General features: G+C 54.9%; 8 protein-coding genes. 2 read left to right on the top strand and 6 right to left on the bottom strand.

What is annotated here, in order from left to right; translation table 11 throughout:
* Positions 1-58: 58 nt before the first annotated feature.
* From MJ257_RS02260 to rnr, 3 genes are all read right to left on the bottom strand, one after another.
* A complete protein-coding gene (locus MJ257_RS02260; RefSeq protein ID WP_240267712.1) occupies positions 59-1,450 on the bottom strand; it encodes an ABC transporter substrate-binding protein in 1,392 nt (463 codons plus the stop codon).
* A 128-nt stretch (positions 1,451-1,578) separates the two neighbouring features.
* Entirely contained in the window at positions 1,579-2,649 is a 1,071-nt protein-coding gene (locus MJ257_RS02255; protein WP_240267711.1) for a GntR family transcriptional regulator, read from the bottom strand.
* A 503-nt stretch (positions 2,650-3,152) separates the two neighbouring features.
* A complete protein-coding gene (rnr, locus tag MJ257_RS02250; RefSeq protein WP_240267804.1) occupies positions 3,153-5,819 on the bottom strand; it encodes a ribonuclease R in 2,667 nt (888 codons plus the stop codon).
* A 274-nt stretch (positions 5,820-6,093) separates the two neighbouring features.
* Here rnr and MJ257_RS02245 point away from each other — a divergent pair, with 274 nt between their 5' ends.
* Complete coding sequence (locus MJ257_RS02245; protein ID WP_240267710.1) at positions 6,094-7,728, top strand: methyl-accepting chemotaxis protein; 1,635 nt, start codon at positions 6,094-6,096, stop codon at positions 7,726-7,728.
* 51 nt (positions 7,729-7,779) lie between these two features.
* Here the strand turns inward: MJ257_RS02245 and MJ257_RS02240 are convergent, their stop codons facing one another.
* The gene (locus tag MJ257_RS02240) at positions 7,780-8,352 is read right to left on the bottom strand and encodes a GNAT family N-acetyltransferase (protein ID WP_240267709.1); all 573 of its coding nucleotides are present in this window, start codon (positions 8,350-8,352) and stop codon (positions 7,780-7,782) included.
* A gap of 196 nt (positions 8,353-8,548) precedes the next feature.
* Entirely contained in the window at positions 8,549-8,782 is a 234-nt protein-coding gene (secG, locus tag MJ257_RS02235; protein WP_240267708.1) for a preprotein translocase subunit SecG, read from the bottom strand.
* A gap of 301 nt (positions 8,783-9,083) precedes the next feature.
* On the opposite strand from secG, the gene MJ257_RS02230 reads away from it, so the two are divergent.
* A complete protein-coding gene (locus MJ257_RS02230; protein ID WP_240267707.1) occupies positions 9,084-11,105 on the top strand; it encodes a methyl-accepting chemotaxis protein in 2,022 nt (673 codons plus the stop codon).
* 115 nt (positions 11,106-11,220) lie between these two features.
* On the opposite strand, the gene MJ257_RS02225 is transcribed toward MJ257_RS02230, so the two are convergent.
* The gene (locus MJ257_RS02225; RefSeq protein WP_240267706.1) at positions 11,221-12,903 is read right to left on the bottom strand and encodes a glycoside hydrolase family 13 protein; all 1,683 of its coding nucleotides are present in this window, start codon (positions 12,901-12,903) and stop codon (positions 11,221-11,223) included.
* Positions 12,904-13,072: the final 169 nt, after the last annotated feature.

Below are 13,072 nucleotides of genomic sequence, written 5' to 3'. Positions count from 1 at the left end.
GAAGGTGAAAGCAGTACGCGCCTGGCTTCCACCTTCCATTGTTCGTGTTTATCCCGCGTTACTTGTTCCCTTTGTCGTACAAATCCTGCAGCTTAGGCGCAATTTCTTTCGCCCATTCCGCCGCCGTTTGCTTGCCGGTCCACACCTTGCTGGCCTCTTGGTTAAAGGTATCCAGCCATTGCGTATCCTTCGAGCCGTATTCCACCGGCGGATGCCCGTAATCGATGATGTCAAGGAAGACCTGCTTGTGCTCCGGCGCTTTGCCGTTGTTTAAGTAATCGTTTTTCGCCATATCGATCAGGTTCGGCACGGCCTGGCCCATTTCCATGTTTTGTTTTTGACCCTCAGGGTCCAACGATAGGAAGGCAGCCAGGTTAAACGCTTCTTGCGGATGTTTGGATTTGCTGGAAAGGGCAAAGCCCATCGATCCGAGCCAAGTTGACGTTTTTCCCGTGTTCGGGCTGGCCGGCCACGGCGCGATATCCCAGCCGAAAGGCAGATCCCAGAAGGCAGGTTGGTCCCAAGGTCCGAGCGGGAACATGCCGATCTTGCCGGCGACGAACCGCGAATAGCTGTTCATGGCCTTCTCGTCATCCGCGGAAGGGCTGACGTGATATTTCAGGTTCAAATCCGCGATGAATTGCATCGCTTCGGCAAACTCCGGCGTATCCACGGCGATTTTCCCTGTCGCATAATCGATGTATTGTCCGCCGTTGCCCCATACCGCCGCTTCTAAAGGAAAACCCGCACCGCCGAAAATATCGGATTTGCCGTCGCCGTTCGTATCCTTCGTGACCGCTTGGGCCGCCTTCAGGTAATCGTCCCAAGTCCAGCCGCCCGGCTCGGCGGACGGATATTCCGCCCCGGCTTCATCAAAGAGATCTTTGTTATAGGCCATCGCCCAGGGGCCAACGTCTTTAGGAAGCCCGTACAAGTCTCCCGTTCCCAGATTCGTACCGTCGTACCGGTATCGGTCGAGCGCTTGCTTCCAAACATTGTCTTGATTGAACAGATCCGTGTTATCCAAGTAGCTTTGAATGTTGAGAATCGTGCCGGCTTCCGCATATTTGAAAAAGGCCGGTCCGGACAGATAGAAGATATCCGGCGCCTTGCCGGAAGCTACCAGCGTCGTGAGCTTCTGGTTGTATTCGGCCGGCGGCACGCTGGTGTAATTGACTTTCACGTTCGGGTATTTGTCTTCAAAGGATTGGATCAATGAGGCAAAAATCTTCTTCTCGTTTGGATCTCCGTGACCCATGAAAGAAATTTCGACTTTCTCATCCGAGTTGACTTGCTGTCCGTTTGAAGTACCTTGATTCTGGTTACCCGGTTCCTTCGAGGCATTGGCCGAGTTGGCATTATTACTAGAGCCACAACCTGTAAGCGCTACCAACATGGACATGACCAAAAGCACCGCAATGACTGCCAAGCGATTGGTTTTCACGTGCATAACCTCCCTATTGAATTCGTCGCGATTACGGAATGATGTGTGTCTGTTTCGGATTGTAACCGCTTTACATTTGCATTTTAGTATATCCACTTAGATATTAGTATACTTTATTTAGTATATAATATACTTTATGATATTAATTCTACGGGAACCGTAACTCTCCGCGGATTCGAGTGACCTTCCAGCTGCTCCAGCAAACATTCCACGGTATGCTTGCACATCGTTTCGATATCTTGCTGCACGAAATGGACGCCCGGACGCTCCGGCCCGTCGAATCCGAACAGCGCAAAATCCTCCGGCACTTTCTTATTCAAACGACCCAGCGCATTGTAAGCAAAATTCGTGAGCTGCGCGTTCATGACGAACGCCGCCGTAATTTCGGGATGCGAAACGAAAAATTCATGGATTATTTTTTCGCCGTTACCGTTATGGATATCGTCGAAATTCAGGATACACCATTGGTTTTTGTTGATCGGCAGTTGATTCTGATAGAACGCCCGTTCAAAGCCGGCCGCGCGGTCTTCGGTTACGGTATTCGTGATCACGGGAGAGATCAGGGCGATTTCCCGGTGCCCCTGTTCCAGCAAGCAGCTGACGGCGTCGAAGGTTCCCTTTTCGTTATCCGCGCTGACGCTGTAAGTCCGAATATCTTTCAAATAACGGTCGATCAGAACGAGTGGGAATTTATCGATCGACAGGCGAAGAATATCCTCGTTGTAGTTCTCCTCCTCGGTCGGAAAGATAACCATGCCCTTCACGCCGTTGCGATGAAAGGCTTCGATCGCTTCGCTTTCATTTCGCTGCGATTCCCTCGATATACTGAGCGTCAATTGATAGCCGGACGCCCAGGCAAACCGTTCGATATTGTCCACGATCCGTCGTTCCACCTTGGTTTGCAGTGTAGGGATGATCAAGCCGATCGTTCCCTTGCGGGTCGCATCCGTGCGCTGCGCGGCCTCGGACGCGTTCAAATAGCTCCACACCTCGTCATTGACGAAAGTCCCCTTGCCTTGATGCCGCGTGAGGATCCCTTCATCCGCCAGGCCGATCAAGGCATTTTTGCTCGTGATTTGGCTGACATGGTACTCCTCGGCCAGTTCCTTCTCCGACGGAATTCGGTCTCCCGGCCTCAGTTCCCCGGATTGGATGCGCTCTTTGATATCATCCTGGATCTGTTTATATAAGGGTAGATTCTTCAAATCAGGCCACTCCCATCTTCGCTCATCATAATATATATACTTAGTATATTATTTATTTTTCTTTTGTCTATGAGGAAGATGTGAAGTCGCGGTAGGGAGATAGCCGTTCAAACCAAGCAAACCTGTAGTGGGAGGAAAAAATGGCCTTACTCGCCAAGCATGAACTGAATCTGCATTGCACGAAATCATCGAAATAACTGCGTGGATGCAGTTATTTCCTCACAGCCTGATCTCAACGGCTAAATAGCTGCGTTAATACAGTTATTTTCTGTGATTTCGAGACAATCGGCCTTTTGCCTTGGGAATAACTGCACTCTTGCAGCTATTTTGGGATAAACCCGACAATCGGCGAAAATAGCTGCACTCCTGCAGTTATTTTCCCTCCGGCAGGTCTCAGGAGGCTCTAAGGGGGAGTGAAAATTCGTACAACCGCTGCGTATCGAACAAAAAAAGTCGATCCGAAACTCTCCGGATCGACTTTTCTCATGCTGCCCGTTGCTCGCTTACTTCTTCTTCTTGCCCTTGCCGCCGCCCCGCTTGCGGCCCGTGGCGGCCTCCCCGGCGCCCTCGGCCCGGGCGCCGACGAAAATCCCGCTCGCGGACGTTTTCTTCCGCCGCGAGCCCGGGGCCTTGCCCTCGCCGGTGCGGTACCCGCGACCGGCATCGCGGGCGACGGCGACCGTCCCGGAGGCATAGCCTCCCTTGCCGGAGCCGAAGCCGAACACCGGCGCGCCGTCCGCCGGCGCGCCCGGGCCCTCGCCCGCGCCGCTGTCCGCGCGGGCCACGGCGCCGCCAAGCGCGACGCCGCCGCTGCCTTTGGCAGCCCCGCCGCGCTTGGCGCGCTTCCCGCCGGGGGCGCCTGCCCCGGCGGCTTCGGCCTCGGCGGCGGCGAAGATCCCCGCCGCCGCTCCACCCCGGCCGGGCTTGCCTGCGCCGCGGCCGCCCTTGCCTTTGCCGGCGGCCTTGCTGCCGCCTTTGCCCGGCTTGCCGCCGCGGCCACCGCCGCCCCGGCCGCCGTCAAAGGCGCCTCGCCCGCCGCCGAACTCGCCGCGCTGCCGCGGTTTCATGTCGACCATCTCGAAGTCGATCGTATGGTCGTCCATGTTCACGCGGGCTACGCGGATCTTGACCTCGTCGCCGATCCGGTAGATCTTCGACGTCCGTTCCCCGATCAGCGCCATATGCTGCTCGTGGAAATGGTAATAATCATCCGTCATCGCGCTAAGCCGGATGAGCCCTTCCACCGTGTTCTCCAGCTCGATGAACATGCCGAAGCTCGTTACGCTGCTGATGATGCCGGGGAATTCCTCCCCGACCTTATCCAGCATGAACTCCGCTTTCTTCAGCTGTTCCGTGTCGCGCTCCGCCTCCACGGCGATGCGCTCCCGCTCGGACGATTGCTGCGCGATGTCCTGCATGCGGCTGGCCAAATACTCCATCCGCGCATCGCTTAACGTCCCGCCGGATTCGATCACCTCGCGGATGACCCGGTGGATCACCAGGTCGGGATACCGCCGGATCGGCGACGTGAAGTGCGTGTAGAACTCCGCCGCCAACCCGAAGTGCCCGGTGCTTTCCGCGTCGTATTTCGCCTGCTTCATCGAGCGCAGCATCATCGTGCTGATGACCGTCTGCTCCTTGGTGCCCTGGATGTCCTCCAGCAGCGTTTGCAGCGCGCGCGGATGCACCTTGTTGCCTTTCCCGCCTTTGACCGCGTAGCCGAAGTTGGCGACGAACGCCATGAAGTTCATCAGCTTCTCCTGGTCCGGATCCTCGTGGATCCGATAGATGAACGGCACCTTAAGCCAGTGGAAATGCTCCGCCACCGTTTCATTCGCCGCCAGCATGAATTCCTCGATGATCTGTTCGGCGATCGAACGCTCGCGCTTCACGATGTCGACCGGCTTGCCGCTCTCGTCGACGATCACCTTCGACTCCTCGAAATCGAAGTCGACCGCGCCGCGCCGCATCCGGTTCCCCCGCAGCTTCAGGGCCAGCTCCTTCATCAGCTGGAACGTTTCGACCAGGTTGGCGTACCGTTCCGTGACTTCCGGATCCTCCTCCTGGAGGACTTTGCGCACATTCGTGTAGGTCATCCGTTCCTTGGTACGGATCACGCTGGTGAAAATATCGTGCTTGACCACCTTCATCTGCTCGTTGAATTCCATTTCGCAGGACAACGTGAAGCGGTCCACCTTCGGATTCAGGGAGCAAATCCCGTTCGACAGCCGATGCGGCAGCATCGGAATGACGCGGTCTACCAAATACACGCTGCAGCCGCGGTTATACGCTTCCTGATCCAGCTTCGAATTCTCCCGCACGTAATACCCGACATCGGCGATATGCACACCCAGTCTGATATTCCCGTTCGGCAAACGCTCCACGTTCACGGCGTCGTCCAGGTCCTTCGCGTCCTCGCCGTCGATCGTGACGATCACCTTGTCGCGCAAGTCCCGCCGCCCCTGGCGGACGATATCCGCCTCATCGATCACGTCCGGCGCTTCCTGCGCCTCCGCCATGACGTCCTCCGGGAACGCCTCCGGCAGCTGATGCTTGCGGATGATCGACAGGATATCGACGCCCGGATCGTCCTTGTGCCCGAGAATCTCGATGACCCGGCCAACGGCCGCAGACCGCCCTTCCGGGTATTCCACGATTTCGGCCACGACCTTCTCGCCGTCGACCGCGCCGCCAAAGCCCTCGCGCGGGACGAACAGATCCTTGTTGATCCGTTTGTCGTCCGGAATGACGAAACCAAACGATTCGTTGTTCTGGAAGACGCCTACGACTTGGGTGACGGCGCGGTGCACGATGCGCACGACCTCGCCTTCCAGCTTGCCGCCGCCCGCGCTCTTCGAGCTGACGCGCACCAGCACCGTGTCGCCGTTCATCGCGCTTTTCAAATCATTGGCATGGATGTAGACGTCCGGGTGGTCGCGATCCTCCGGGATCAGAAACGCAAAACCCTTGGCATGGGCCTGCAAACGCCCGCGCACCAAATCCATCCGTTCCGGAACGCCGTAACGATGAGTGCGGGTTAATATGATTTGTCCTTCCTGCTCCAACCGGTTGAGCATCTTCAGGAACTCTTTGAAATCGCCGGCATCGGTGATGCCGAAATGCTCCTCCAGCTCCTGGTACGTCAACGGTTTATATGCGGTTTCCCGCATAAAAGCGAGCAGCTCTGCTTCCGTGATTAATTTCAAATGATTTCACCTCAAACCCGGCTTGTCCCGCAGGTGCCGGGGTGTTATTTTGCACGGTATTTCCATGATATTCCTCTACCCGTATATCCCTTAGTATACACGAAATTCGCGATCGGCATCCGTTTTCGCCCCGGTTTCCCGTGAAATCGCATGGATTTCATGAAAAAGGCTTAATTTTTATGAAAACTCAGCCGACAATATAAAGGAAGAATTCCACGAATTAGGAGAGGGAGAAGGTATGGAGAACAATAGCATTCTGCAACGGCGCAATAAGTTATTCGTCAAAATCATTTGGGGAATGGTCGCCCTCGGCGTTCTGACCGACATCATGATCCAGGTCGACAGCAAAGTGCTGTTTACGTTGATCATCGTCGGCGGCATCTGCTGCTCCATCGCGACCTACATGACCTACGCCAACAAAGGCACGCGTTACGTCATGTTCGTCATCCCCGTGATCACCCAGCTGCTGACGTTTCTGCTGATCTATCAGGATCCGGACCCGATCATCAGCACGTATCTGCTTGTCTACGTGTCCATCGGCATCATGACGTTGTATGCGAATTACAAGCCGATTCTGTTCTCGGGCGTATTAGGCATGGGGATCACGGTTTATTTCTTCAACGTTCCCTTCTACCACGATAAATTATTCCCCCGGGAGTCGCTCAGTTATTTGCTGCTGTTCCTGGGATTCCTGATCGTCGCTTTAGCCTTTGCCGCCCGGTTCAGCGAACGCTTGCAGAAGGACGTCTTGGCCAAGCAGCAGGATACCGTAGAGGCCAAGCGCCGCAGTGACGAGCTGCTGGCGAATTTGCAAACCTCGCTGGACGTACTGGGCCGCCTAAGCTCGCAGCTGCGGGAGAACGTAAACGTCACCGGCACGATCTCCAAGGAGATTACGACAACCTTCGGCAGCGTCTCTTCGACGCTGGAACGGCAAACGCTAGGTTTGCAGGAAACGACCCAATCCGTTCAAGAGGTGGGCGGAGCCGTGGAGGTTACGGCCGAGATCTCGGCCCAGCTTCAGGAGCTGTCGACCGACATGCTTCAAAATACCGAGGCCGCCGGCGCGAAAATGAATTCCTTATCCGTACATATCCAGCATCTGCAGCAGGTCATTGCCGGCACGGTTGCGCAGATGCAGAAGCTTCGCGACCAGAACGAGCAAGTCAGCCAAATCGTCGAGACGATCCACGGCATCTCCGCGCAAACGAACCTGCTGGCGATGAATGCCGCCATCGAGGCGGCCCATGCCGGGGAGCACGGCAAAGGTTTTGCCGTCGTCTCCGCGGAAATTCGCAAGCTCGCGGAGAACTCGCAGCAAGCGACCCAGCGGATTAACGATATCTTGGCGGACGTAATCGGGCAAATCAACAGTGTAGCCGAACAGATTACGCTGGGTTCCACCGCGATCCACTCGGGGCAAGAAGAAGCCCGGGAAGTCCAAAGTTACGTGGACAAGGTGTCCGGCAATGCCCGCTCGGTCAACCAGCAATCCGGCGAGGTGGATCGGTCGGTCCGGCAGATGCAGGATCGTTACGGCCGCATTATGGCGGAAATCATGGAGCTGGCCGAAAGCACCGAGCATAACATGAGCGCGGCGCAGCAAATCTTGGCAGGCATCGAAGCCCAGGACGGCAAAATCCATGAGATCGTCCAGCACTACCAGGACCTCGACGCCCTGATTCTCTCGCTGTCGGCTACCGCCGCGGGCGAGACGGCGCAGGAGGCCAAGCCAGCCGCGAGTTCCAAGCCTACTCCGGTAGCGGCGGAACCTGCTTCTTCGCCGGCAAAACCGGAAAAGGAGAAGGGTCAGGCTCAAGAAGAAACCTCCGTTCCGACGGACACCGCCAAGGAGCCTGTCGCCATCGGGTAATGGATATATAAAAGGCTTGCCCGCGGGCAAGCCTTTTGCTTTTTGCATGATTTATGTAGATAACACCGTTTCCTGCTCCAGGCTTTTCAGCGTGTCCATATACCACTCGTAATGTTCCTGATGCTCGTAAAATTCGGCAACATGGATAATGGTCGGCACGACGTCGTCTCCTTTATAGAATCGGCGTTCCCCGACCTGGGTCATCGGGACATGGAAGGAGATGCGCAGCGCCCGGAACAACGTAGGCTCAAGCAGGGTAACATAATGACGGATCCCGTTCTGCCGGGCAAATAAAACGATGGTCGCAAGTAACCGGTTCAGGTTGCGCCCGCGATGCCTCTTCAGCAGCGCCACCTTATCGACCTCGGCGATTTCCCCCGGCCCGGAGAGCAAGATGGCCGGTTGATCGTCGAACGGCACCAGCCCGTTCAAAGGCTCGTCCGATCGCGGAACGTAGGGCTTGAATTCCACCGTTCCCACCGGCAACCCTTCGGCGTCATAAACGAGGCAACGGCCTAAGACGTTGTCGGCAAATTCCGGTTCAAAGCCTTTCTCCATCCAGGCCTCCATCCAAATCGAGTGAAACAAGGTTCCTTCCTCCAGCGTTTCCACCAGCTTGTACAATTTCCTTCCTCCTCTCATTGTCTGTACCAAAATTGTAATATTTTTACCTTTCGCGAGCCACGAAAATACTACATAATCTAACATTTATTACTAATAAATTCCTTTCAATATTGTTACAATTTGTTTCAAAAAAACACGCAAAAAAACCCCCGTCTCCCAAAGGAAACGAGGGCTTGCTCTGGCTAAATGTTATGAGTTAGTCCAGCACGACAGCGACGACGACCGACAAAACGAAGAAACCGACGGCCAATCCGACCGTGATCCGTTCGAGAACGAGCTCCATGCCGCGCGCTTTCGTTTTTCCGAAAAGATGTTCAGCACCCCCGGAGATGGCACCGGAAAGACCCGCGCTCTTCCCTTTCTGCAGCAATACGACTGCGATCAAGCCGATCGAGAAAATAACGAGCAATACTTTGAGCAAAATTTCCATTCAATCCACCTCCTAAGTGAGAAACATCCTTCATCTATTTCACAATCTGATATTTACGATACAAAAACAGCATTATTATTGTACCATAGCGTCCTCGGAATAACAACCGTTTTCCTTCTATACCGGCTCCCTTGATCCATATATACCCAACGTCCTACATCAGTCAACGAAATTTGTCATTATCATCCAAAAATCGACGAGATTTGAGTCCCATATTTCTCTATTTTGTGCCAAATAGCCCCTTTTTTTCGTGATACGATGAACTTAAGTCATATTTTCACAAGCCTCAGGAGGGTAATTTATGTTCAAGTTCAAGAAAGAGAAACGCGAGTCCCAAGGGAAGTCCGGATCTTTTCAACGGAAACTGTTGATCATTATTCTTGCGACCTCCCTCCTCCCGCTCCTCGGCGCCAGCGTATTTTTCGTCAGCTATTTCGCCGACGTGATCAGGCAGGACAACGAAGAGCTGATGCAATCCACGCTTGATTCGAACATCGCGAAGATCGATGAGTGGATTTCCGGCAAGACCAAAGCCGTCGAGCTGCTTGTCGAACAAAATCCAGAGTTTCAGAAATCGCTCGCACCGGATCGGATTTTCCCGATTCTGAACGTGCTTGAGCAAAGCGACGAACAGTCGGAGGGCTTTAGCGTGATCGACAAAAACGGCACGCTCACGAACATGCTTTACATGTCCGCGGATTCTTCCAAAAGCCCGTATTTCGTAGAGGCCAAGAAGAACAAAACTCCGGCCTATTCCGAGATGACCTATCTTGAAGCGCTCGACAAGTATTTTATCTCCGCCATGGTTCCTGTCAGCGATAAGAGCGGACAATTTTTGGGCGGGGTGGCTTTTTCCGTGACCCCGGACGTGCTGTCCCAGATGAGCAGCAGGATCAAGATTGCCCAAAGCGGTTACGCTTACGTGATCTCCAATACCGGCGTGTATTATAGCTACCCGGACAAGGAACGGTTCAACAAGAACATCAAGGATTACGCGAAGACCGCCGAGCTCAAAAAGGCGGAGAAAGCGATCCTCGGCACTCCAAAAGGAACGGTAACTTACCGCGACGAGTCCGGGAAAGAGGTCATTACATACTTTGGTACGGTTCCAAGTACCGGTTGGAAAATGGTCATCACCGTACCGACCAGCGAAATTTTCTCGAAAGTGAGTCATGCGCGGAATCTCTCCATCCTCATCGCGATCGGAGCTGCGATCTTCGTTTCCATCGTTGCTTACTTCCTGGCTCGCCGAATCGTGAAGCCGATCCTTTCGGTCTCCGCGGTCATGAAGAAGGTTGCAGACGGACAGCTAAGCGACCGGGTGAAGGTTAATTCGAAGGACGAAATCGGGCAAATGAGCGGTAACATCAACCAGATGATCGATTCTCTGGCGACGATGGTGAAGCAGATCAACCGTACGATCGGCGAGGTTGCGACCGCTTCCGACGAGCTGCTAAACGCTGCCCGCCAATCGACCGAAGCCACCGGGGAAATTACGCATGCGATTCAGGGCGTCGCCAGCGGCACCGAAACGCAGTTAATGGGCGCGGAGCAGTCGGCGCGGGCGACCGAAGAAATGGCCGTCGGCGTTCAGCGAATCGCCGAAGCCTCCGGCAGCGTCTCCGAGCGGGCCGAAGAGGCCGCCGGCGAGGTCGAGAACGGCTACGTGCAGATTCAGTCGGCCATCGAGCAAATGGCCCACATCCAATCCACCGCGAATCAGACCGCGACCGATATCGAACGCCTGACCGCGCATTCCAACGAAATCGGAGAGATCGTAAACGTCATTTCCGATATCTCGAACCAAACGGCGCTTCTGTCGCTGAACGCCTCCATCGAGGCAGCGCGGGCCGGGGAGCAGGGACGCGGCTTTGCCGTTGTCGCGGGCGAAGTCAAGAAGCTCGCGGAGCAAACCAGCCAATCGATCGCCCATATCGTCGAATTGATCCAGTTCATCCAGGGATCCACGTCCCAAGCGGCGGATTCGGTGAAGAACAGCATTGAGGAGATCAACAAGGGCATCCATCGGATGGAGAACGTTGGCGTGACGTTCGGCCAGATTCGCGAGTCGATCCATCACGTGTCCTCGCAAATCCAAGACGTGTCGGCAACGACGCAGCAAATCTCCGCAGGCACCGAAGAGATTGCCGCCTCGGTCGGCGATATGCTGAATACCGCCAAGGATTCGGCATTAAGCGCGCAATCGGTGGCCGGCTCCTCGGAGGAACAGGCCACGATCATCAAAGGCATCGAGGCTTCAGCCCAATCGCTGAACCAGCTGATGAACGAGCTGAAGGAGCAGATTCGCGTTTTTAAAGCTTAGGATTAAGACCCGACGCGAAATATGTCAGGTCATACCATTAACTACATCAACTTGTGAAAATATGAACATAAAAATCAAGGACGCCTCGAGTTTCAGGCGTCCTCTTCTTTTGGGGTTAGTTCGTCAGCTTATACACGCGCGCCTCGTACGGCCGCAAATCCAGGCTCCGCACGTCCGCGCCGGTCGGTACAGCGTCATAGTTCGCGATGAGCAACTCTGCCGCCCGGGCCTTCTCGGCGCTCATTGCCGAGGCCTCCGGCGTTGTCCAGGCAAAACGGGCCGGCTGGTCATAGAAATTCAAGACGACCAATAATTGCTCTTGCCCCATCGTGCGGGTATAAGCATATACCTGCTCATCGTTGGCATTCAGCAGCTCGTATCTGCCGTAGACGATCACTTCATGCTGCTTGCGCAATTGGATAAGCCGGCGGTAATAATGAAAAATCGAATTCTCGTCCGCTAACGCGCGCTCCACGTTGATGTCCCGGTAATTCGGGTTAACCGCAAGCCATGGCGTCCCTGTCGTAAAGCCGGCATGCGGGCGGTCGCCCGCCCATTGCATCGGCGTACGAGCGTTGTCCCGCCCTTTGGCGTAAATCGCCTCCATGATTTCCTCCGGCGTACGGCCTTTCTCCAGGTATTCCTTGTACATGTTCAACGTCTCGATATCGCGATACTCGTCGATCGATTCGAACCGCACGTTGGTCATGCCGATTTCCTCGCCCTGGTAGATGTACGGCGTGCCTTGCAGCGTGTGCAGCAGCGTGGCCAGCATTTTGGCCGACACGTTAGGGTACTCGCGGTCATTCCCGAATCGGGACAGCAGGCGCGGCTGGTCGTGGTTGTTGAGATAGATGCTGTTCCACGCCTTCCCTTCCAAATCGGTCTGCCATTTGGAGAGGATCCGTTTGAAATCGGGCAGCGTCCACGGCTTGCCCCACCATTTGCCGTCCGAGCCCGAATCGATACCCATCAGCTCGAATTGGAACACCATGCTTAACTCGCCCCGGTCCGTTCCGGCGAACAGGATCGCATCTTCCGGCGTGACGTCCAACGTTTCGCCCACCGTCATAATATCGTATTTGGACAGAACCTCGCGATTCATTTCCTGCAGGAACTCGTGAACCCGCGGCCCATTGATGCAGGTCCCGCCGTCCGCACTGTCCGGCAGCCCCGGCGGCTTGGAAATCATGTTGATGACGTCCATCCGGAATCCGTCGATCCCTTTATCGAGCCACCAGGTCATCATGTCGTACACTTCGCGGCGCACCTTCGGATTCTCCCAGTTCAGGTCCGGCTGCTTCTTGGAGAACATATGCAGGTAATATTCTCCCGTGGATTCGTCGAATTGCCATGCCGATCCGCTGAAGAACGAACCCCAGTCGTTCGGGGCTTCTCCCTCTTTGTCGGGACGCCAGATATAGTAATCGCGGTACGGATTGTCCTTCGATTTGCGCGACTCCACGAACCAACGATGCTCATCCGAGCTGTGGTTGACGACCAGGTCCATGATCAATTTCATGCCCCGGGCATGCAGTCCGTCCAGCAGTTCCTCCCAATCCCGCATCGTACCGAAGGAATCCATGATCGACTGGTAATTGCTGATATCGTACCCGTTGTCATCGTTCGGCGACTCGTACACCGGGCATAACCAGACCACGTCCACGCCCAGCGTCTTCAAATAGTCCAGCTTGGAGATGATCCCTTGTAAATCGCCGATCCCGTCCCCATTGCTGTCCATAAAGCTGCGCGGATAAATTTGATAAACGACGCTTTCCTTCCACCATTTTTTGTCCACGAACCTGTCCTCCTCTAGTCTATCTCCTTAGAATTGCCCTTTTCCGTTCTATTTTGCGTTTTCCATATCATACAGCGGTTGAGTAAACGTTTACGTAGAGAGTAAAAAACAAGACCTCGGAAAATAAGAACATGAAATGGTCTTATTTTGCCTGGGGGCATGTTTATCG

The organism is Paenibacillus timonensis (assembly GCF_022427145.1).
In the GTDB taxonomy this organism is placed as follows: domain Bacteria; phylum Bacillota; class Bacilli; order Paenibacillales; family Paenibacillaceae; genus Fontibacillus; species Fontibacillus timonensis.
This window is presented reverse-complemented; position numbering and strand designations above follow the sequence as displayed.

Excerpts from the sequence above, each read along its gene's own strand:
- MJ257_RS02260 (WP_240267712.1), bottom strand. The coding sequence starts at position 1,450 with ATGCACGTGAAAACCAATCGCTTGGCAGTCATTGCGGTGCTTTTGGTC.
- rnr (WP_240267804.1), bottom strand. The coding sequence starts at position 5,819 with ATGCGGGAAACCGCATATAAACCGTTGACGTACCAGGAGCTGGAGGAG.
- MJ257_RS02245 (WP_240267710.1), top strand. The coding sequence starts at position 6,094 with ATGGAGAACAATAGCATTCTGCAACGGCGCAATAAGTTATTCGTCAAA.
- secG (WP_240267708.1), bottom strand. The coding sequence starts at position 8,782 with ATGGAAATTTTGCTCAAAGTATTGCTCGTTATTTTCTCGATCGGCTTG.
- MJ257_RS02230 (WP_240267707.1), top strand. The coding sequence starts at position 9,084 with ATGTTCAAGTTCAAGAAAGAGAAACGCGAGTCCCAAGGGAAGTCCGGA.